Genomic DNA, 21,086 nt, shown 5'->3' with positions numbered 1-21,086 from the left:
ACCCCGTGATCGGTAAGCGGCTTACGGTTTTTCGACCGGTCTACCCCTCCTCCCGCGCTGAAAGCAATACACGCAAACCGACCGCTCTCAAAATGGGGCTGAATGGTCGATCTCTCCCGTCCGTTCACCGTCCTCGCCGCGCTGTTGGCCCGGCTGGGGATCATCGAGCGCGACCGGCTGACGGCGACGGTCGATCTCGCCTGGCCGCGGGTGATCACCGGCTTCGCCATCATGTCGAAACAGACCGCCGACCTTGCGATGGTCGGATCGGTGTTGGGCGCGCCAGCGGTCGCGGGGCTGGCCTTCGCCGGCGCGTACTGGACGGTCGGGAAGTTCGTCGCCATCGGGCTCGCCGGCGGAACCGTCGGGCTTGTCTCACAGAACTACGGCGGCGGCGAGTCCGCCCGTGCCGCGCTGTTGGTCAAACAGAGCGTCTGGGTCGCCCTTGCGTTGGCGGTGCCCGTGGTCGCCGGCTTCGTCGCCTTTGCCGACCAGCTTATCGCGCTGCTGAGCAACGACGCTGCGGCGGTCGGCTACGGCACCACGTATCTCGGGATCGTCGCGCCCGCGCTGGCCTTCGAGTTTCTGAACATGATCGCCAGCCGCACCTACGCCGGCGTCAGCGACACCTTTACTCCGATGGTGGTGCGGGCCGGCGGCGCGATCCTGAACGTCGCGCTCAGCGGGACGCTGATCTTCGGCTTCGGCTGGGGCGTCGCCGGCGCGGCGGTCGGTACCGCGGTGGCGACGGGCGTGGTGACACTGATCTTCTCGTGGGGGATGTTCGGCCGCGAGTACTTCGGCCGCGGTGCCAGCCCGGTTGCCCTCTCGCTTGCCGGCCCGCAGTTCGACCGCGAGCTCCTAACGCAGCTGCTCCGGGTGTCGACGCCGCTGATCGCCCGCCGGGTCTCCCAGGGGCTCGCCACCTTTCCGCTGTTGGCGATCACCGCCAGTTTCGGCTCGGCGACGGTGGCCGCGCTCGAAGTCGGCCGCCGGGTGCGAAATATCGCCAACAGCACGAGTTGGGGGCTGTCGATCGCCTCTAGCACCCTCGTCGGGCAGGAACTCGGTGCAGGCGAGGAGAGCGAGGCGACGGCCTACGGCAGCCAGATCATCACGCTCGCCGCCGTCGTCCACCTGTTCGTCGCCGCGGGTGTGATTCTGCTTGCCGAGCCGATTGCGACAGTCTTCGTCGACGACCCGACAGCGGTGGCGTTGTCGGCGACGTTTATCGCCGTCTCGGCGGTGAGCCTCGTCGCCATGGGCGTCGATGGCTCGGCGACAGGCGCGCTCCGCGGCGCGGGCGACACGCGGATCCCGTTTTATGCCTCGTTGGTCGGGCTCTACGTGTTCACCCTGCCGGTGGCGTATCTCGGGACGGTCACGGCCCTCGGTGAGACCGCGCTGTACGTCGCCTTAGTGCTTGAAACTGGGGTGCCTGCGGCGGTGACGCTGTGGCGGTTCCGCACCGGTAAATGGCGGGCGGTGAGTCGTGACTACCGGCCGAGGAGTGAGGACTGATATAAACAACTGGATGAAATATACTTATTGAGACATTATTTGGAATCAACGTGTCTAGCCAATCTAGTATATTCCAAGTCGCGTAAAATTGAACGGTCATTAGCTTCGTCACTGCTAATCAATCTATCAACAACCTCTTCAAGCCCTGTTTCAAGCGGCCCTCCAGAAGATACAAGATTATCAATTGAATGATCATGTCCTGCAATTGTTATATTCTGACGACTCGTTAGCTGCTGAATCTTTTTTGAAACAGGTGATTGAATATTTTCAATATATTCCTCCGCGTTAGACGTGTTAAAATTCATGTCCTCATTGTCTGCAATAGCTCTTAATATCTCTTCATTCTTCATCAAGTAATTGACCGACTCGAAAACAGAAATCATTCGACCGTTCAATTGATTTTTATAGAAATCCGATAAGCAATCTCCCAAGTCCTCTGAGTGTGCGATAATCCATTCTGCAGGTGGGAAATTATTATTAATTGAGCTTTGTGCCAAGAACTCACATTTCTCATCATTTAAGTCTAATTCTTCTCCCCTTTTTAACATTTTATAGATAACCTTTCGTGAAGAATAAAGCTCCCCACTAGAATTCCACTCTTTCACAGATAGAGAGAGACGTTTATTCAGGTCACTGTACCCTTCGGTGGTTACAATTTCGTCAATTGGTACTCCATCATCACTTGATGTTACTGATATGTCTAAGTTCTCAAGTTGGTCTGATGAAATACCAACCATACGACTGAGTCCTTGAAGAGCTTCGTTTATCTTATCATTGACCAAATCTTCACGACGTTCAATAATAACCCTATAATCCGAGTTGCGCATCAGCCGAGATTGTGAACCCTTACGAATATATGCAACACCCTTTTTTACTAATGTCCTGCTTCCTCCATCCGATTTTATTGAAGTATCAAATAAAACGGGGGGTGAATCTTCTCGTTCTATTTGTAACACGGCCGCTTTATTGTCATTATACTCGATCAGAGTTCGAGTTATTTCAGGCATCGGATCGAGGCTATCTGAAAGAAGATCTTGTACACGAGCTTCATCAACCTCAACAAGATGTTCCCCTCCTTTAGAATTCCAGTCACTTGCCCCGATGAATCCTCCTTCATCACTGAAACCAATGAATAAATATCTATAACGCTGCTCTCCGCGCGTGTTTGCAAGAGCACAAATGTGTTTTAATAGTTTAAATTCTCTTTCTTTTCCAACGTCACTTCCGTCTGTGTGGATGAATGCTTGTCTTTTATTGTCATATAATTTATTTTCACCGTCTGGTACTGTTTCATCTATGAATTCGACTATGTCATTAGAGGATGCTGATGCTGAAACGAGGAGTGTGTGAAGCGTTTCTGACCAATGGATCGAACCTGTTGAAGACACTATGGTGTTATTACAACCAATTAACAATAAGTGTGTGTAAATCAGGTACTTGCAACAACTTCTATACTTTCATGGTATGAAACGCACAATGTTCGGGGAGACAGATATATCGTAGCAATTTCACGACGTAGCACGATGCAACGCATACCAGACCAGCCCTGCGGCCAGTACCAACACGGGCAGCGTGGCGAGGAGAACGTCGAACCGGTAGCCGAGATTCCAGACAAGCACCAGCGTCTCGACCCACGCGAAGACGACGCCGAGAAAGAGGATCGAGGCGGTTTCGCCGCCGGGTGTGCTCGTCGTCGCGTCGGGTGCGAGTCGGACGAATGCGACGGTGGCAACCCCGAACAGCGGCAGCCCGAAGATCGCCAGCGGTTTCGCCACGGCGTTGTCCGGGGTGCCGGCGGCGTTCCAGTGGATCGCCATCTCGGCGGGCAGGGCGTCCCAGACCAGTAGTGCCGCGATGGCCGGGATCGCCATGAGGCCGACGGCGAGGAGGTCGACGCGGCGGTTGCGGTTCATGTATGGATACTGCTACCGATCCACACTTATGACTGCGGGTTCCTTAGATGGATTTTGCCGCCTCCATCGCGCCGGCGATCTCCTCGTCGCTCAGGCTCTCGCGTTCGGACGCCGGCAGCCAGAGCGCGACGAGCCACTCGCCGTCGGCTTGGCTGAGGACGAACCAGTCGGTGTCCGTTGCCGTTCCGATCGCCGTCGAGTACTGTACGTCCGCATGGATCTCGGCGGTCGTTTCGCCATCCTCGGTGATCTCTGTCGAGGTGACGCTCGCGCTGATGCCTTCGATCCCGCCGAAGGGCTCGAAATCCGCGGGTTTGAGTTCCGGTGCCTCGCTGTCGGGATGGAGCATCGCGTTCGCGCCGTCGATGTCATCGTCCCCGAACAGCGTGGTGTAGAACGTCTCGACGGTTGTGACACGCGGACTGTCCTCGCCGTTGCTGTCGCCGCTGTTGTTGCCGCCGGTACAGCCTGCAAGGCCGCCGATGCCAACCGCGGTCGCCGTTAGTATCTGTCTGCGTCGCATAACTAACGATTTTGCGTTAGTATAATAAATATTGGGGACAACACGAAATGGTGACACTATCAGCCGGCACACAGCCCCGACGGCCGGGATCGACGAACCGTCAGCCTTCCCGCCGGTATCCGGGTATACGACAGCTACAAGCCGCCCGATGCAGTAACAGGAACCGATGGAGGTAACGGATCGGGTTCACGTCGTCGCCCACGGCTGGGAGGTCGCCCGCGTCGTCGACCCGCTGTACGAACTCAAGGCCGACAAGATCGTGCTCATCCTCCCGCACAACGAGGCCTTTATCGCCGATTTCGAGTACGAGATGCTGGATGATCTCGAAGCCAACGACCGCATCGACGTGGAAACCCGGACGGCGAACCTCTACGATCTCGATAGCACACTCCAGACGGTCACACAGGCCGTCAAGGATCACGAGGACGACGAGGTGTTCATCAACGTCTCGACGGGCACCCAGATCGCCGCCATCGCGGGGATGATGGCTGCCCAGACCTCCGAGGCCACGCCGTTTTACGTCCAGATAACCCCTGACAACCCCGACGAAAGTGAGGTCTGGACGCCCGACGAGCCCATCTTTTCGACCTCCGGCGAGATCACTGAGCTTCCGGTGTTCGAGTTGCAGGGCCCCTCGGCCGAACAGCTCCAGATCCTCGGCTTCCTGCACGGCAACGACGGCGTGACGAAGAAGGAACTGATCGAACACGCCGAGGAGGCAGAGCTGCCGTTTATCATGAACACCGAAGCGAAATCCGACGAAGGCCGATACCGCGTCCTCGACTCCCACATCATCACCCCGCTCACGGAAAACGAGTACATCGTCGTCGAGAAAGCCGGCCGTGAGAAGCAGGTCTCGATCACCCAACGCGGGATCGACGCGCTGGCGGCGTTCCCGCTGGATTCGGAGACGATGGACGCCGTCGAAAGCGGCCCGGATCACGCCCTCCGTGAGCGGCGGGCAAAGGCGTCAAACCCCGACTTCGAATCGATGACGAGTCGGGACGGTGATGGGCCGTCCAGGCCGGCCGACATGCACAACGCGAACTCAAATTCGAGTTCGAATCAGTGACGAGTCGGAACTGAGTCGACGCTCGTCGTGGCTGCTTCTAGCAGATATGATGCTCCCAGCCAGCAGCAGCACTAGTCGCTGTCTCGAATGAGCACTGCAGCGGTGTCGGAGGAAACTAATACTAACACAACTTCGTTAGTGATGGGAATTTATATACTAGGCCCCTGCATTGTGGATTGTATCAATGGAACTGACACGACGGGATGCCGTCACAGCCCTCACGGCTGCCGGCATTACGGCGACCACAGGCTGTTCGGGGCTCGCTGGCGACACCACCGGTGACGCCGAGCCGATGGACACGCTGGTCGGCCTCGCCGAGGTGCTGTACCCCTCGGACGTAGAACCGACCGCTGAGTTCATCGAGACGTTCATGTACGGCCGGATCTCCGACGAGGAGTCCTACCGCGAGGAGTTGGCTGCTGGCATCGAGACGCTGAACACGCTGGCAGCCGACGAGCAGGGCGGCGCGTTCCACACGCTGAGTGCCGACCAGCGGCGGAGCGTCATCGAGAACACCGACCTGCGGTCGGGGCCGTCGGAACCGGATGGCAGCGACGTGGCGCGGGTGAACTACTACCTACTCGACGAGCTACTGTTCGCGTTTTACTCCTCGCCGACCGGCGGCGAACTGATCGGTAACAGCAACCCCAGAGGATACCCTGGCGGCTTCGGCTACAGCCCACCCCTCGAACAATGAGCACGAACGAATCCACGACGAACGAATCCACGACGATGACGGATAGAACGCCCGTTGACGACGCCGACGTGTGCGTGATTGGTGCCGGCCCGGCTGGCGCATTGCTCTCCTACTCGCTGGCGAACCGCGGCCACGACGTGGTCATCCTTGAAGCCGGCCCGCGCTTCGATAAGGAGGCCCGCGTCGACCGAATGAAAGACCAGCTCCACCCGACCCACTCGGACAACGAGATCTGGGATATGGGTGGCGAGCGCGACGAGTATTCCACCTCGGGCGAGCACTCCTGGCCGATAAATCAGCGGCGCGTCAAGGGCGTCGGCGGCACCAGTCTCCACTGGGGGTCGGTCGTGCCGCGATTATATGAAAAGGATTTCGAGATGCAGAGTCGCCACGGCATCGCCCGCGACTGGCCGATCAGCTACGAGGATCTGCGGCCCTATTACGCCCAGGTCGAACAGGAGATCGGCGTCGCCGGCGACGACGAGACGCCGTTCCTGCCGCGGCGGGAGGAGTCCTACCCGATGGATCCGCTGCCGCTGAGCTACTCGGATAAGCTGTTCAAACAGGCCGGCGAGGAACTCGGGGTGACCGTCCACTCGATGCCGATGGCGATCAACACCGGCGCGTATGATCGCAACGCGTGTCAGGGGTACGGCACCTGCCAGTTCGTCTGCCCCTCCGGCGGGAAGTACAGTGCCGATATTCACGTCCGCAAGGCCGAAGAGCTCGGTGCGACCGTCATCGACGAGGCCCCGGTTCAGCGGCTGAATCACGGCCCTGCTGGCGAGGAGATCACCGAAGCAGTGTATCGGACGCCAGATGGCGAAACCCACCGCCAGACGGCCGACACTTTCGTTGCCGCCGCAGGGGCCTACGAGACCCCGCGACTACTCTTCCTCTCGGAGTCGGCAGAATACCCCAACGGCCTCGCCAACTCCAGCGGCACGCTCGGCAAATACTTCATGGGCCACCCACCGGCCGGCGTGCTCGGTATCGTGCCCGGCGAGAACACCCATCAGGACGAGTACGGCCCTGTCGTCTCCGGCGGGATCCACCAGTTCTACGAGTACGACAACCCCGACGATCCCCAGCGGGCCAGCGTCAACATGTTCACGATCAACGCCGCCGGCCCCTCGCCAGCGACGATGGCGATGGAGAGCGACGCCATCGGCGACAGCCTGCTCGATCAGGTCGACACGCAGTTCGGCTCGACCGTCGGCATCAACATGAGTATCGAGATGTTGCCACGGGAGGACAACCAGATCGGGATCGACGAGTCGACGACCGACAACCACGGCAACCCCGTCCCCGATGTCGACATCACGCCGGGCGAGTTCGCTCGTAAGGGCCAAGAGAAGGGCCTACAGGTCGGCAGCGACCTCATCGAGGAGATGGGCGGCAACGTCGTCTACGCGCAGGGCACACAGACGACCGAGCACGACTCGCTGGGGCCGCTCGGCAAGGGTGGCTACCACCCGCTTGGCGGGACGCGCATGGGCAGCGACCCGGCCGAGAGCGTCGTCGATCCGACGCTGAAGACCCACGATCTGGACAATCTCTACATCTCCAGCGGCGGCGTCTTCGTCACCAGCGGTGCATCCAATCCCACGCTGACGATCATGGCCCTCTCGCTGAAAGCAGCCGATCACATCCACGACGACCTCCAAGCGTAGAGTCGTCGCCGGATTGCTGTCATTTTAGCATCACGTTTTACGTAGCTGCCTGAGAGTGTGGCGAGCATGCCATCCACCGCTGACGCCGCCGGTACTGCCGAGACCGCCGAGCAGACTGACGCCGCCGACCCGACCGACACCGCCACCGACGACACAGCTGACGACTGGTATGCCACTCGCTGGGGGCGGATCTTCTACTGGACGGTTCTCGCGGCGACGCTGCTGGCGGTCGTCATCTCGGCGAGTCAGGTCGGGATCGCTATGCAGATTCCGGTGTCCGTCTATCTGTTCGGCTTTCTCGGAGCGGCGGTCTACGCATTTGCTCACTTTGCCAAACAGTTCGAGCGAGCGGGTCGCTACCGGCTGAAAATCCTGAGTCGGACAGTCGCTGTGTTGCCGCTGTCGGCCGGCGTCTTCCTGCTGGCCGGCGTCTTCGTCGATCCGGCCGGTTCGGAGGTGGCACTCGGCGAGTCAGCACTGAGTTCGACCGAGCGGCTCGTCGGCGGGCTGGTGTTCGTCGCCGTCATTCCCTCTTTTTTGTCGCTGACAGCCGCACACTCGGGTTCACTCGCACGTTTTGCGTACCGGATGGCTCTCCCATCGAACCACTAACAACCCCACGCGATAGAGTACATCCATGACCGAGGCAGATGCCGACGACACCGAGCTTGATGGGCTCGCCATCGAGCGCGCGGTCGACATCGTCGGTACGGCCGACGCCGATCCCGGTGAGCTGCGGGAAACGCTGGCGATCGTCGCGGAAGACGGGGTCGTTAGCCGAGCCGCTGTCGACGACGCGCTGGCGAACGCCTCGATGGTGGTAACGACCGCCGAGACGCGGGTCGAACTCGCGGGCGACAAGCTTGATAATGCACGGGCGACAGCTCCCTCAACCTCCGATCTGGCGTTCGTCTCTGACCGCGTTGACAACTTCGACACACGGCTCGCCCATATCGAAACCCGAGCGGACGATCTCGGTGAGGCACTTCAGGAGGTGCTTTCGATGAAAGCAGACGGTGATCTCTACGAGATCGCCCGCCGAATTCGACGACTGACCAACGCCGCAACCGAGGTGCAACAGGCCGCCGACGATCTACAGCTCGAACTCGACACCTTCGAGTCGTGGCTCACTGACGCTGATCGACGCGTCGACGAACTCACCGCCGATATCGACGCGCTTGCCGACTCGCTGAGCGAACTTAGCGACGTTGTCGACCAGCTTGAAGCTCGCGGCACTGGCGACGATAGCGACGCTGGCGACGACGCTGACGACGCTGAGAACGATCCCGAAAGCGAGGCCGCGAGCAGGTGGGCCGCAGCGAGGGTTCGCCACCGCGTGCTGTCGTTGATGCTCACCGATCTCCACGCGGAGTTGACAGCCGTGCAAACGTGGGCCGAGCGTGAGGCTGTCACGTCGCCGTCAGAGATCGAACCCAGACTCGATGAGATTCAGGACAGCCATACCGCGCTCGGCGAACGTCTCACCGCGTGCGCTGATCCGGAGTGGACGGCGCGGTTCGACGAGCAGCTGACCGCTCTCGACGAGGCACTCACCGAGATGGAGCCACCGGTGGTCTGGGCCGATGTTGACGCCGTCGTCGCGGAACACCGACCCGCGATCGAGTGAGCCAACCGCTTACAGATCGATGTTTTCCGCACGGATTGCGGTTCTCGCAGCCACATCGGCGATGCCGCAGCTACAGTTGGCTGCTCGCCGCAGGTGCGTGAGGGTGGTCGATAGCGCGACGGCCGCGGGTACCGAATCCGATACCGACTCCTCGTAGAGTCGCTGTTCGACCGCGTCAATCTGTTCGATGGCGTCAGCAGATCGCTCCCTTGCCTGTTGTGCCGTCGTCAGCTCCCCGTTGAGGACGGCGGTTACCGCGTCGTCAACGGCGCGGGCAACATCGTCGACGACGGCGCGGACAGCCGCGGCCGCCTCCGCCGAGGGTGGCTCAGGAAGCTCTTCGCTCGTGGTTGCGATCCGGACGGCCTGCTCGGTGACGGTTTCGAGCCGGGTAGCGATCTCGTAGTAGGCGAACAGCTCCGATCGGGAGACGCCAAGTGAGTCAAGCTCGGCATACGAGACCAGTGACCGGGAGAAATGCCGGGTGATCATCTCCGCGGAGCGACGCGCCTCGGCCGCGCGGTCACAAACCCGTGTCTGCGTGTCGGCGGCGTCACCGAACGCCTCGGCTGCATCACGGAGCAGCGAGACAACCACGTACTGGAGTTGGATGACCGACTGCCGAACGGAGGCCGACGACGTATCCAACAGGTGGCCGATCGTGATCTCGGCGTCGGACTCGGTGAGGATATCCGTCCCGACCAACTCTCGAACCGTTGACCGGACGGCCTCGCGCTCGGCCTCGGTGAACGCCCCGCGTCGACGCAGCGTGATCGTCTCGAAGCCGACCGTGTGTGCCGTTCGAACCGCACGAGCGGCGGCCTCGGGGTCGCCGGCGTCGGGGTCGACACCGTCAGAGTTGTTGCCGTCGGAATCGTCGCCGTCGTGGTTGTCGCCGTCGGGGTCGCCGGCGTCGGGGTCGCCGGCGTCGAGATCGACCGTCGCATCCGCCAACCACCCGACCTCAGCCTCCGAGGATCTGATGAGGATCGATCCGTCGCGGTGGGTGTACAGCCGCAGCTCCATCCCGGCCTCGAAGCCGTGATCGCTCGTCCACGCCTTCGGGAGCGAGACGGTGAAGGTGCCGCCGCCGACCTCCTGGATCTTTCTCGTCTCCATCGTTAGTAGATCAGCTCAGGGCTCCCCTCGTCCATATACAGCGTCCGGGCAGCGATGTTGACGGCATGGTCGCCGACCCGCTCCAGATCACGGATCGTCAGCAACAGCCGGGAAACGCCGTCAAGCCGTTGTTCGATCTCCCATCCATCGGGGTCGCTGGCAATCAGCTCCCGGACGACGGCCTCGCTGGCGGTCTGACACGACGTATCGAGCTCGTCGTCGTGGCCGGCGATCGCCCGACAGGCGTCGGCGTCGCCCGCGACGTACGCGTCGACGGCCGCCCGAACCTGCTCCACAGCGGTTTCGCCGATCTCCTGAATCCGAACGTCGGAGACGATCGCCGAGATGTCGGCGAGGGCGTACCGCGCGAGGTTCGTTGCGAGATCGGCGATCCGCTCCAGATCAGTCAGGATCTTAAACGACGCAACGACGAAACGAAGGTCGGAGGCGACGGGCTGCTGGAGGGCGATCAGATCGACACAGTCGCTTTCGAGATCGAGGTACTGTTGATTGATGTGGTCATCGCCGTCGATCACCGTTCGGGCCAGCGTGTGGTCGTCGCCGTCGAGCGCGTCAAGAGCGTGCTGAAGTTGTTTCAAGACATCTTCGGCCATCGACTCGACGTTCGCCCGCAGGTCGTCCAGCGACGCACGATAATCCTCACGCGGCACCGCGATCACCCGAACTTCCCGCTGATGTAGTCTTCGACCCGCTGGCTTTCGGGGTTCTCGAAGATCTTCTCGGTGTCGTCGTACTCGACGAGTTCGCCGCCGGTCAGGAAGACGGCGGTCTGATCGGAGACGCGGGCGGCCTGCTGCATGCTGTGGGTGACGACGACGACCGTGTAATCTTCTGCGAGATCTTCGATGAGGTCTTCGATCTTCGAGGTGGCGATGGGGTCGAGTGCCGATGCCGGCTCGTCCATGAGGATGACATCCGGATCGACGGCCAGACACCGGGCGATACAGAGGCGTTGTTGCTGGCCGCCGGACAGCCCGAGGGCGTTGTCGTCGAGTCGGTCGCGTACCTCCTCCCACAGCGCGGCGCGTTCGAGCGACTGTTCGACGAGTGCCTCCTCGCGGCCGGGGTCGGCGCGGCCGGTCAGCCTGGCGAGCAGGCCCGTCTCGATATCACCGTGTTTCCGAGGGCCGTAGGAGACGTTCTCGCGGATCGATTTGGGGAAGGGGTTGGGGCTCTGAAAGACCATCCCGACCCGCTTTCGCAGTTCGACGAGGTCGACGCCGTCCTGATAGATGTTCTCACCGTCGAGCGTCACTGTGCCGTCGACGCTGGCGGCGCGGATGCGGTCGTTCATCCGGTTGAGACACCGGAGGAACGTCGATTTGCCGCAGCCCGACGGGCCGATGAGTGCGGTCACGCTCTCTTCGGGGATGTCCATCGAAACGCCCTTCAGCGCGTGGTCGCTGCCGTAGTGGACATCGAGGTCATCGACGGCGAGTTTCGTTTCGCCGCCGCCCTCGTAGGTCGTCCACTCGGCCTGCGTCTCCTCGACGGTTTCGCCGGTCGTCGTCGAAACGGATTGGCTCTCAGTGCGGTTCGTCCTCGTCTCTGCGGTATCTGTCTGACTCATTGGTGGAGTTTCCGTCTGAAGTAGTAGCGCGTCCCGATGCCTATCGCGTAGAAGACCAACACGACAAGCAGTAGCGTCAGTGCCAGCCCCCACGCGTACTCCTGTGGGTTCTGGATGTTGCCGCTCAGCCCTGCGGTGATGAGCGCGTAGAGCTGATACGGCAGCGCGCTCGTCGCCTCCAACAGCGCGGGGTTGCTGACGAACGGCGGCGACGCGCTCAGCTGGAACCCGCCCAACACGTTGGGCGCGGCCGATTTCGCCGGGAGGACGCCGCCGCCCATCGTCAGGAGGATCGGCGCGGTCTCGCCGGCGATGCGGCCGACGCCGAGGATGACGCCGGTGGTGACGCCCGGGATCGCTGCAGGTAGAACGACGCTGCGGATCGTCTGCCATTTCGAGACGCCGAGGGCCGCGCTGGCGTCGCGGTACTCGTCGGGTACCGCGAGGATCGCCTCCCGACTCGTGATCAACACCAGCGGCAACAGCATGAAGCCGAGCGTCAGCATCCCGGCGATCAACGATTTCTGATTGCCGAACCGCGGGATCAGGAAGGCGGCACCGAACAGGCCGAAGACGATACTCGGCGTACTCCAGAGGCCGTTTGTTGCCACCTCAACAGCCCCGGTAAAGCGGCCCTGTTCGGCGTACTCGCTGAGGAAGACAGCGGCACCGACGCCGGTCGGAACGGCGAAGAGCACGGCCCCGATGACCAGCCAGACCGTGCCTAACAGCGCGGGGAAGACACCCGCGATGTCGGCCAACAAGCCGGCTCCGTTGGTGAGGAACGGCCAACTGAGGAGGCCGGCCCCGCCGACGCTGAACCCGTTGAACAAGCCGGGGAGGCCCCGCACCGTGACGAAGGCGACGAGGCCAACGAGGACAGCGAGAATCGAGCCGACGACGAGGTAGGTGAGCACGTACGCGCCGACGTTGCGCCCGCGAGCCCCGAACCCGCCGTAGGCTTTCGCGGCACTCCAGCCGGTCACCAGCGAGGCGAACAACACGACCGCGGGAACGACGGTGTCACCGAACAGCGTCGCGTTGTAGCCGGCGAGAGCCTGCTCCCAGCCGGGGCCGACGACGCCGGTGACGAGCGCGAGCCCACAGAGGACGGCGACAGCCCCGGCGGGCATTGTCGAGCCGATGTCCTCCCGCGGGAAGGCGGTCGTTGCGAAGGCGGCCGCGCCGAGGAACACCCCGACGCCGAGCTGGCCGACCGTGCCGAGGCCGGCCGCACCGGAGACGGCTGCACCGACCGCAAGCCAGATCGCCGTGAACGCGGCCGCGGCGACGATTCCCGCGCTTGGCTGGGCACCTGTCTCGACGTAGTCAAACCGTGAGGCGACGCCGAAGCCAACGGTCGTGGCTCCAAGGCCGAGCAGGACGACGCCGAACAGCACGGAGAGTTCGAGGCCAGCGACGGGGTCGTCGATGGCGACGATGTTCAGGAGGGCCGCCAAGCCGGTGACGAAGGCGACGCCGGAGAGGCCGACCGCGAGGCCAGCAGCCGCCTCGTACAGCGTGCGGTCGTCGCGGACGAGTGCGGTCTGAGTGACGCGGCTCATTCGGCACCTCCGAGCCGGCGACGCATGCGCGCCTCAATGTACTGTGAGCCGATGCTGAGACACAACACGGTCACAAACAGGACGACGCCGGCGGCGAACAGCGCGCTTTCGTGGACGCCGTTCGCGCTGCCGTAGCCACGGGCGATCAGCGAGGTGAGCGTCTCATACCCGTAAAAAACGTTGACGAGCGGCTCGCTGATCCGCGGGACGCCGGCCAACATGACCGTTGCGGCCATGGTTTCGCCGATGGCCCGCCCGACGCCGAGGAGGACGGCCGCCGACACGCCGGAGAAGGCCGCCGGCAGCGTGATCGAGGTCATCGACTGCCAGTCGGTCGCCCCAAGGGCGAGCGAGCCGTTTTTCATCACGTCGGGCACGCTCGTGAGCGCGTCCTCGGCGACGGAGACGACCGTCGGCAACGCCATCAGTCCGACGACCATCCCGACGAACAGGTACGTCGAGCCGCCGTTGAGCGCGAACGCCCCGCTTGCCCACGGGTTGATGACGGTAAAGCCGATGAAGCCGTAGACAATCGAGGGGATACCCGCCAGTATCTCGATACCGGGTTTGACGAGTTCACGGACGCGTGGCGGCGCGATCTCGGCGATGAACAGCGCGGCAGCGACGCCGAGCGGCGCGGCGACGAGCGTTGCAATGGTGGTCACCATCACGGTGCCGTGGATCATCGGGAGCAGCGAGTAGCGAACCGGTTCGGAGACGGCGTCCCAGCGGGCCTGTGCGAACATGCCGAACCCCGGGACGGAGACGCCGAAAACGGTCGTCGTTTCGTACTGAAAGGCCGGAATCGACTCGGCGAAAATGAAGACGACGATGAGCCCGAGCGTGATGAGCGTCACCGTCGTCATCGCGAAGGTGACCGCGCGAGCGAGGAGGGCTTGATGGCGCGCCCAGCCGTAGCCAGTAGCGATCAAAAACGCGCCGAGCGGGACGGCAGTCCACGCTGACGCCAGCAGGAACCCGACGAAGGCAGCCAGCAGCGACCCCATCGAGACGAGGACGACCGCCAGTGCGTCCGGGTCGGTGTCGTCGACGAACGCCCGCGTGTGGGTCAGCCGTCGCTCGATGCTCGCGCGCCAATCTGTTTGAAGCGTAGTGAATGACATGTACTGGAATCAGAGCTGAAAGCAAGCGGCAGCGCGGCTACAGCGTTAGGCCTGATCGGGGAGCTTCGCGCGTTCGGCCTCGATATCCGAGGTCGGCAGCGTGATGTAGTTGACGTCCTCGACGAAGACCTGCTGGCCGAACTCGGTCAGGAACATGTTGAGGAACGCCGCCTCGCGCATGTCCGTCCCGTCGGGCGTTTCCTCGTTGATCCGGGTGTACATGTGCAGATCCCGGTTCAGCGGGTACTCGGAGTCGAAAATGGTGTTTTCGGCGTCGGGATCCGGCTGGAAGACGGTGCCCTCGAAGTCGATGGCGATCGCCTGAATGCCCGAGCCCGAGAACGCCAGTGCCATGTAGCCGATGGCGTTGTCGTTGTCCTGCAGCACCTGCTGAACCTGCTGGTTCTGGCCAAGGCGCGTGTCGACATCCATCGGCGCGTCGGCGTCGCCGAGCATGTTGAGTCGGAACGACGTGTCGGTGCCGGAGCCCTCGGCGCGGCCGACCACGAAGATCTCCTGATCCGGGCCGCCGACCTCGCTCCAGTTGGTGATATCGCCCTGATAGATACCGCGGATCTGGTCGCCGGTAAGCTGGTCGACGCCGGCATCGTAGATCGCCTGACTGACGAACACGGGCTGGCCGTCGCGGCCGACGACGTGGTCGACGTAGTTCTCGTCGCGCTGTTCCTCGCTGATATCGAGTTCGGCCGTGATCGGGCCGGAAGAGTTCCCGATATCGACGAGGCCGTCTCGAACCGCCTCACAGCCGGTTCCCGAGTGGCTCAGTGCGACGCGGGTGGCGAACGGCGGGTTCGATCGCTCGCCGCTCGGCTCGAAGCCATAGAGGCTGGCGAAGTAGTCGGCGATGTTCATGTCGGTGTCGAGCTGATCCCAGCCCGGCACCGACGACTCGTCGTTGGCACCCCAGTACTCGCCGTCGCTGGCCGGCGAGTTCGAGTTCCAGTAGGAACTCCCCTTGTTCGAGATGGGGTACACCGTCGAGGAGCCTTCGGCGGTCACCGTCGATGGGCCGGAGGAACCGGATTCGACGGTGTTGCTGCCGTCTTCGCTGCCACCATCGCCGTCGCCGCTACCGCCGCTACAGCCGGCAAGGCCTGCCGTCCCGACGGCAGCCGTCCCGACCAGATATTTTCGACGTGATACGTTGCTCGCCTGACGCCCTGCGTCGCGTGACATCACCTACTGGTATCCGGAATTGTACTAAAGCGGTTTATAATACCCAACTATACGGCTACGCACCACCAACGTGTCCCCAATATCGCTACCTAATTTACTACCAGTATGTAGTGATATATAGACTACCGAGTAGAATGGTCACTTTCTCACTCAGCTCTGCTCAGTTCTCGACCGCACTCGCCGCCCGGATGATCGTCTCCTCGCCGAACTTTGGGCCGATAAGCTGGCAGCCGACCGGCAGGCCGTCCACGTCGCCAGCAGGGACGGAGATCGCGGGGAGGTTGGCGAGGTTCACGGGCACCGTATTCGCGTCCATCAGGTAGAGCTGAAGCGGATCGTCAAGGCTTTCGCCGAGTTTTGGCGGCACCACGGGCATCGTCGGCGACGCCAGCACGTCCACATCCTCGAAAGCCGAATCGAAATCCTGTTTCACCCACGCTCGGGCGTCCTGGGCCTTCTTGTAGTATTTGTCGTGATAGCCCGCTGAGAGCGCGTACGTCCCAAGGAGAATCCGGCGTTTGACCTCCGGGCCGAAGCCCTCCTCGCGGACAGCGGCGAACTGCTCGTTCCAGTTGCCCTCAGCGTCGGTGTCGGGGCCGTAGCGGACGCCGTCGAAGCGGGCGAGGTTCGAGGAGGCCTCCGACATGGCGATCACGTAGTAGGCCTGGACGGCATGTTCCAGCGAGTCCAGCGAGACCTCGGTGATCTCCGCGCCCTGGGCTTCGAGATCATCCAGCGAGGCCTGGAAGGTCTCGACCACGTCGTCGTCGGCACCCTCGATCAGATCGGTGATGACGCCGACCGTGAGGCCGTCAACGTCGCCGTCGGCGGCGGCCGCATAGTCGGAGTCGGCACCGCCGTCGTTGGTCGTTGCGTCGTTCGGATCAGGGCCGGAAATCACATCGAGCAGCAGGGCGGCATCTTCGACCGTGTTCGCCAGGGGGCCGACCTGTTCGAGGCTGTTGGCGTAGGCGACGATGCCGTACCGGGAGACGAGCCCATAGGTCGGTTTGATGCCGACGACGCCGCAGAAGGCGGCGGGGTTGCGCACCGAGCCGCCGGTGTCGCTGCCGAGTGCGAGGTCGGCTTCGCCGGCGGCGACCGCAGCCGCGGAGCCACCCGAGGAGCCGCCGGGCACGCGCCCCGGCGCGGCGGGGTTTTCGGTCGCGCCGAACGCCGAGGTTTCGGTCGTGCCGCCCATGGCGAACTCGTCCATGTTGGCCTTGCCGACCATCGTGGCTCCCGCGTTGAGGACGCGGTCGACAACGGTTGCGTTGTACGGCGGGACGTAGTCGTCCAACATGGCCGAGCCGCAGGTCGTTCTGACCCCGTCGGTCGACATGTTGTCCTTAATCGCTATTGTTCGGCCGGCCAACGGGCCGTCGTCGTCGCCCTCGATCCGGGCGTTGGTGACGAAGGCGTTGTGGTCGTCTTTGGGACTGTGGTCGCTGCTCATGAGACGCTCGGCCCCTTGAAGAAGCCGTCCTCGGTTTCGGGGGCGTTCCGGAGAGCCTCGTCCTGTGAGAGACCTTCCTCGACCTCATCGGCTCGCATCACGTTGACCAACTCGGGGTCGCTGTCGACCTCGGGTACCTCATCGAGAGCCTCGAAGTAGTCGAGGATGTCGGCGAACTGCGCGGCGAACTCGTCGGCGTCGCTGTCGTCGAGATCGACCCGCGCGAGGTCGGCGACGTGTTGTACCTCGTCGGCGTCGACGGGCGAATCGCTCATATCCGCCCCGAATCACGGCCTGAGAGTAAGGGTTTCGCTTCCCCGGTCACGCCGGTGTCGACACCGGGTGGCTGTCGCCATATCCGTTCACTCAATTGTCTGTTTGCCCTGTCACGAAGAGCCGGGCTATCGGGTACATTGTGGCCCTACAACCGGCACATCCATAATGATTCTTCATCCGCTTTGCGTCTAATTGTTTTCATAGTTTATTTAGTTGAAAATATAGGGTATTATTAAGTTGTTTCAGCCCGTGTCTATTGATGCACAAAACGGGTGTGACACCACGATCTCTCACACCGTTTCACCCATATCATGAGCGACAACGTTCGTACGTTTACCGACGAGCACACCCGGAGCCACAACCGGTCACCCGAGCAGTCGGAGTCGACCGACACCGAGGAGACCCTCCGCTGTCCGGAGTGTGACGGCCAACTGGCGACCGACACCGAACACGGCGAAACCGTCTGCCGTGACTGTGGGCTTGTCGTCGAGGAGGATGAGATCGACCACGGCCCCGAGTGGCGCGCCTTCGACAGCAACGAGAAGGATCAGAAATCCCGCGTCGGCGCGCCGACGACGAACATGATGCACGACAAGGGGCTGTCGACCAACATCGGCTGGCAGGACAAGGATGCCTACGGCAAATCCCTCTCGTCGCGGCAACGCCAGAAGATGCAGCGGTTGCGGACGTGGAACGAGCGGTTCCGTACCCGCGACAGCAAGGAGCGCAACCTCAAACAGGCCCTCGGCGAGATCGACCGCATGGCGAGTGCCCTCGGGCTGCCGGATGCCGTCCGGGAGACCGCCTCCGTCATCTATCGCCGCGCGCTCGACGAGGATCTCCTCCCCGGCCGCTCGATCGAGGGTGTCTCGACGGCCGCCCTGTATGCCGCCGCACGGCAGGCCGGCACGCCGCGCAGCCTCGACGAGCTCACGGGCGTCTCCAGAGTTGATAAGGACGAGATCGCCCGCACCTACCGGTATATCGCCCGCGAGCTCAACCTTGAGATCCAGCCGGCCGACCCCGAGCAGTACGTGCCCCGCTTTGCCTCGGATCTCGATCTCTCCGACGAGGCCGAACGCCGTGCCCGCGAGCTGCTGTCGACGGCGAAAGCACAGGGTGTCCACAGCGGAAAATCGCCGGTCGGTCTCGCCGCGGCGGCGATCTACGCCGCCTCGCTGCTGACCAATCAGAAAGTCACCCAAAATCAGGTCAGCGAGGTCGCCAACATCTCCGAGGTGACGATCCGGAACCGCTACCACGAACTGCTTGAGGCCGACGAACAGCAGTCCGTCGCCTAATCCGGCTCCTGTTTCGCTGCGTTTCGCAACCGCAAAGCCGCCGGCCCGCAAGCGACAGCTATGGAGACGACACGCCATTTCACTTCCACGGTCTATATCGTCAACGACGGCGCGACCGCACTCCACCGGCATGCGGGCCTCGGCATCCGGATCCCGCCGGGCGGTCATGTCGACCGCGACGAACTGCCCCACGAGGCGGGTCGCCGCGAAGTCCGCGAGGAAACCGGCCTCGACCCAACGCTCCACCGCGAGACAGCCGATCTGAATCCGCCGGCCGGCGAGGTGCTCCCGCAGCCAGCCCATATGCTGCTATACAATATCAACATCCACCCTGACGGCACGGTCGGCCACCAACACATCGACCACATCTACTTTGCGGCTGTCGAGAGCCGCGAGATCGACCCCACTGAGGGTGAAGCCCCGGCCGATCGCTGGGCGTGGTACACACCCGCGGAACTCCGCGACAGCGATCTTGACGCTGACACCGTCGCCATCGGCTGTGAGGCCATTGAGACCGTCGGCGACCACGCCGAGTAGCGATGACCGATCTCGTCTTCGTTTACGGCACACTCACCGATGACGCGCAGGTCGCCGCGCTGCTCGACAGTTACCGCTTCGTCGGCGACGCTGTCTGTGTCGGATTCAAGCGTGTCGACGGCCGGTATCCGACACTTGTTCCGGGTGAATCAGTCACGGGCCGGCTGCTCGAAACCGACGAGATCGACCGGCTTGACCGGTATGAGGGCGTCGACCGCGGGCTCTACCACCGGGTGTCGGTATCGCTTACATCGTCGCTTACATCGTCGCTTGCATCGTCGTCGGCGTCGTTGTCGGCGACAACAGCCGAGGTCTATCTCGCCGCGCCGACCGCCATCGGGCTCGGATCGCTTGACGAGTATTGGCCCGGCGAGGGTTCGTTTCTCGATCGGGTCGACCGCCAGCTCCCAGCGACCCACATCGAACGTGTCAGTTGAAAATAATAGGCTGGAACGACGACCGACAGCCGTCTGACGGGCGTCGTCGGTCGCCGCAGTCTTGCGGTTTTCACTTTCACTGCGCATGCCCGATGTTTATATACCTCCGGGTCAAACGCTCAACTGCGCGTCACACGCGTGCATTCCCCATTTCCGTTTTCAGTTCGCTGAGTGACGACCACAGCCACCCCGGTGAGACACCGAAACCGATTACCGGCCGCTCCCGCGAAGGGAACCCATGCTTTCGCTTTCGGCGATCCAGGACGCCCGCGAGCGGATCGCCGACGCCGTGCGCCTGACGCCGATGGAGTACTCCTACACCTTTTCGGAACGGACGGGTGCGGCCGTCCACCTCAAGCTCGAAAACTTCCAGCGGACGGGCGCGTTCAAGCTCCGCGGCGCGCTCAACCGGATCACGACCCTTTCGGCTGCCGAACAGGACGCCGGCGTCGTCACCGCCAGCGCGGGCAACCATGCACAGGGCGTCGCGCTCGCGGCGACGCGAGCCGGCGTCGACGCAACCATCGTCATGCCGGAACACGCGCCGATCTCGAAGGTCAAAGCGACCCGGCGGTACGGCGGTCGGGTCGTCCTCGATGGCGTCGACTACGAGGAGGCCCAAGCCCGCGCTCACGAGATTGAGGAGAAAGAAGACCGCACCTACGTCCACGCCTTCGACGACGAGATGGTGATGGCCGGCCAGGGGACGATCGGCCTCGAAATCTTAGAGCAACAGCCCGACGTGGAAACCGTCATCGTCCCGATCGGCGGCGGCGGGCTCATCTCGGGGATTGCGACGGCGATCAAAGCCCAGCAGCCGGACGTGCGGATCATCGGCGTTCAAGCCGAGGGAGCCTCCAGCGTCATCGACTCGCTGGCGGCCGGCGAGATCAGATCGCGGGACAGCGTCGACACCGTTGCCGACGGGATCGCCACCCGCTCAGTTGGCGAGCAGCCCTTCGAGATCATTCAGGAGCGCGTCGACGAGGTGGTGACGGTCTCCGACGAGGAGATCGCACTCGCGCTGACGTTGCTGCTCGAACGCAGCAAAACCCTCGTCGAGGGCGCGGGTGCGGTCGCGCTGTCGGCCCTGCTGGAAGATCGATTCGAATACGATGACGACGAGGTGATCGTCCCCGTGCTCTGCGGCGGCAACATCGACATGAACGTGTTGACGACCGTCATTCTGCGCGGGATGATCCAACTGGGCCGCTATCTCAAGATCCGCACCGTGCTCCCGGATCAGCCCGGCGCGCTGGAGGGGCTGATCGAGATCATCGCCGACAAGGGCGCGAATATCTACGAGATCCACCACGAACGCGCCTCCCGGGAGATCGGGATGAGCGACACTTCCGTCGAACTCGAACTCGAAACCCACGGCCCCGAACACGCCGCCGACCTGCTGGCGACGTTGCGGGATGCCGGCTACACGGTTGACGTCCTGGAGTGAGGGGTCG

The 21,086-nt window shown here is 62.7% G+C and carries 21 protein-coding genes; 10 read left to right on the top strand and 11 right to left on the bottom strand.

Going from position 1 to position 21,086, the window contains the following annotated elements; genetic code table 11:
• Window positions 1-102 precede the first annotated feature (102 nt).
• Window positions 103-1,521, top strand: coding sequence for an MATE family efflux transporter (locus EWF95_RS09625; RefSeq protein WP_142443840.1), 1,419 nt, complete (start codon window positions 103-105; stop codon window positions 1,519-1,521).
• A gap of 35 nt (window positions 1,522-1,556) precedes the next feature.
• Here the strand turns inward: EWF95_RS09625 and EWF95_RS09620 are convergent, their stop codons facing one another.
• From EWF95_RS09620 to EWF95_RS09610, 3 genes are all read right to left on the bottom strand, one after another.
• The gene (locus EWF95_RS09620) at window positions 1,557-2,909 is read right to left on the bottom strand and encodes an AlbA family DNA-binding domain-containing protein (protein ID WP_142443839.1); all 1,353 of its coding nucleotides are present in this window, start codon (window positions 2,907-2,909) and stop codon (window positions 1,557-1,559) included.
• Window positions 2,910-3,029: 120 nt separating this feature from the next.
• Window positions 3,030-3,434, bottom strand: coding sequence for a DUF1648 domain-containing protein (locus tag EWF95_RS09615; protein ID WP_142443838.1), 405 nt, complete (start codon window positions 3,432-3,434; stop codon window positions 3,030-3,032).
• 43 nt (window positions 3,435-3,477) lie between these two features.
• Window positions 3,478-3,957, bottom strand: a complete 480-nt coding sequence (locus EWF95_RS09610) for a hypothetical protein (RefSeq protein ID WP_142443837.1) — start codon at window positions 3,955-3,957, stop codon at window positions 3,478-3,480.
• Between the two features lie 166 nt (window positions 3,958-4,123).
• Between EWF95_RS09610 and EWF95_RS09605 the strand changes: the two genes are divergently transcribed.
• The 5 genes from EWF95_RS09605 to EWF95_RS09585 all read left to right on the top strand — a co-directional run bounded on the left by EWF95_RS09605 (window position 4,124) and on the right by EWF95_RS09585 (window position 9,026).
• Complete coding sequence (locus EWF95_RS09605; protein ID WP_142443836.1) at window positions 4,124-5,029, top strand: HFX_2341 family transcriptional regulator domain-containing protein; 906 nt, start codon at window positions 4,124-4,126, stop codon at window positions 5,027-5,029.
• Window positions 5,030-5,213: 184 nt separating this feature from the next.
• Entirely contained in the window at window positions 5,214-5,726 is a 513-nt protein-coding gene (locus EWF95_RS09600) for a gluconate 2-dehydrogenase subunit 3 family protein (protein ID WP_142443835.1), read from the top strand.
• Window positions 5,727-5,761: 35 nt separating this feature from the next.
• The gene (locus tag EWF95_RS09595; protein WP_221886637.1) at window positions 5,762-7,399 is read left to right on the top strand and encodes a GMC family oxidoreductase; all 1,638 of its coding nucleotides are present in this window, start codon (window positions 5,762-5,764) and stop codon (window positions 7,397-7,399) included.
• Window positions 7,400-7,465: 66 nt separating this feature from the next.
• Window positions 7,466-8,011 (top strand): hypothetical protein, encoded by a 546-nt coding sequence (locus EWF95_RS09590; protein ID WP_142443833.1) that lies wholly within the window; start codon window positions 7,466-7,468, stop codon window positions 8,009-8,011.
• A 25-nt stretch (window positions 8,012-8,036) separates the two neighbouring features.
• The gene (locus EWF95_RS09585; RefSeq protein ID WP_142443832.1) at window positions 8,037-9,026 is read left to right on the top strand and encodes a halo transducer protein; all 990 of its coding nucleotides are present in this window, start codon (window positions 8,037-8,039) and stop codon (window positions 9,024-9,026) included.
• Window positions 9,027-9,035: 9 nt separating this feature from the next.
• On the opposite strand, the gene EWF95_RS09580 is transcribed toward EWF95_RS09585, so the two are convergent.
• The 8 genes from EWF95_RS09580 to gatC all read right to left on the bottom strand — a co-directional run bounded on the left by EWF95_RS09580 (window position 9,036) and on the right by gatC (window position 17,353).
• Window positions 9,036-10,145, bottom strand: coding sequence for an AbrB/MazE/SpoVT family DNA-binding domain-containing protein (locus EWF95_RS09580; RefSeq protein WP_142443831.1), 1,110 nt, complete (start codon window positions 10,143-10,145; stop codon window positions 9,036-9,038).
• Window positions 10,146-10,147: 2 nt separating this feature from the next.
• Window positions 10,148-10,816, bottom strand: coding sequence for a phosphate signaling complex protein PhoU (gene phoU / locus EWF95_RS09575; protein ID WP_142443830.1), 669 nt, complete (start codon window positions 10,814-10,816; stop codon window positions 10,148-10,150).
• Window positions 10,817-10,821: 5 nt separating this feature from the next.
• A complete protein-coding gene (pstB, locus tag EWF95_RS09570) occupies window positions 10,822-11,736 on the bottom strand; it encodes a phosphate ABC transporter ATP-binding protein PstB (RefSeq protein WP_142443829.1) in 915 nt (304 codons plus the stop codon).
• Window positions 11,733-13,301, bottom strand: a complete 1,569-nt coding sequence (gene pstA / locus EWF95_RS09565; protein ID WP_142443828.1) for a phosphate ABC transporter permease PstA — start codon at window positions 13,299-13,301, stop codon at window positions 11,733-11,735. Before pstA ends, pstB begins: the two co-directional genes overlap by 4 nt.
• Complete coding sequence (gene pstC, locus EWF95_RS09560; protein ID WP_142443827.1) at window positions 13,298-14,425, bottom strand: phosphate ABC transporter permease subunit PstC; 1,128 nt, start codon at window positions 14,423-14,425, stop codon at window positions 13,298-13,300. The genes pstA and pstC overlap by 4 nt, the downstream gene beginning before the upstream one ends.
• A gap of 45 nt (window positions 14,426-14,470) precedes the next feature.
• On the bottom strand, window positions 14,471-15,622 hold the full coding sequence (locus EWF95_RS09555) for a substrate-binding domain-containing protein (protein ID WP_185911757.1): 1,152 nt from the start codon (window positions 15,620-15,622) through the stop codon (window positions 14,471-14,473).
• A 160-nt stretch (window positions 15,623-15,782) separates the two neighbouring features.
• Window positions 15,783-17,078: an Asp-tRNA(Asn)/Glu-tRNA(Gln) amidotransferase subunit GatA gene (gatA, locus tag EWF95_RS09550; RefSeq protein ID WP_142443826.1), complete on the bottom strand. Its 1,296-nt coding sequence runs from the start codon at window positions 17,076-17,078 to the stop codon at window positions 15,783-15,785.
• Window positions 17,075-17,353, bottom strand: coding sequence for an Asp-tRNA(Asn)/Glu-tRNA(Gln) amidotransferase subunit GatC (gene gatC, locus EWF95_RS09545; RefSeq protein WP_142443825.1), 279 nt, complete (start codon window positions 17,351-17,353; stop codon window positions 17,075-17,077). Before gatC ends, gatA begins: the two co-directional genes overlap by 4 nt.
• A 312-nt stretch (window positions 17,354-17,665) precedes the next feature.
• On the opposite strand from gatC, the gene EWF95_RS09540 reads away from it, so the two are divergent.
• The 4 genes from EWF95_RS09540 to ilvA all read left to right on the top strand — a co-directional run bounded on the left by EWF95_RS09540 (window position 17,666) and on the right by ilvA (window position 21,079).
• Window positions 17,666-18,655, top strand: a complete 990-nt coding sequence (locus EWF95_RS09540) for a transcription initiation factor IIB (protein WP_142443824.1) — start codon at window positions 17,666-17,668, stop codon at window positions 18,653-18,655.
• Window positions 18,656-18,715: 60 nt separating this feature from the next.
• Entirely contained in the window at window positions 18,716-19,192 is a 477-nt protein-coding gene (locus EWF95_RS09535) for an NUDIX hydrolase (protein WP_142443823.1), read from the top strand.
• Window positions 19,193-19,194: 2 nt separating this feature from the next.
• Window positions 19,195-19,629, top strand: coding sequence for a gamma-glutamylcyclotransferase family protein (locus EWF95_RS09530; protein WP_142443822.1), 435 nt, complete (start codon window positions 19,195-19,197; stop codon window positions 19,627-19,629).
• Window positions 19,630-19,867: 238 nt separating this feature from the next.
• Window positions 19,868-21,079 carry a threonine ammonia-lyase gene (gene ilvA / locus EWF95_RS09525; protein ID WP_142443821.1) on the top strand — a complete coding sequence of 404 codons (1,212 nt, stop codon included), beginning with the start codon at window positions 19,868-19,870 and terminating at the stop codon, window positions 21,077-21,079.
• Window positions 21,080-21,086 lie beyond the last annotated feature (7 nt).

The organism is Halonotius roseus (genome assembly GCF_006861655.1).
GTDB classification, from domain to species: Archaea; Halobacteriota; Halobacteria; order Halobacteriales; family Haloferacaceae; genus Halonotius; species Halonotius roseus.
Note: the sequence above shows the minus strand (reverse complement) of the source record. Positions and strands in the feature narration are given on the sequence as shown.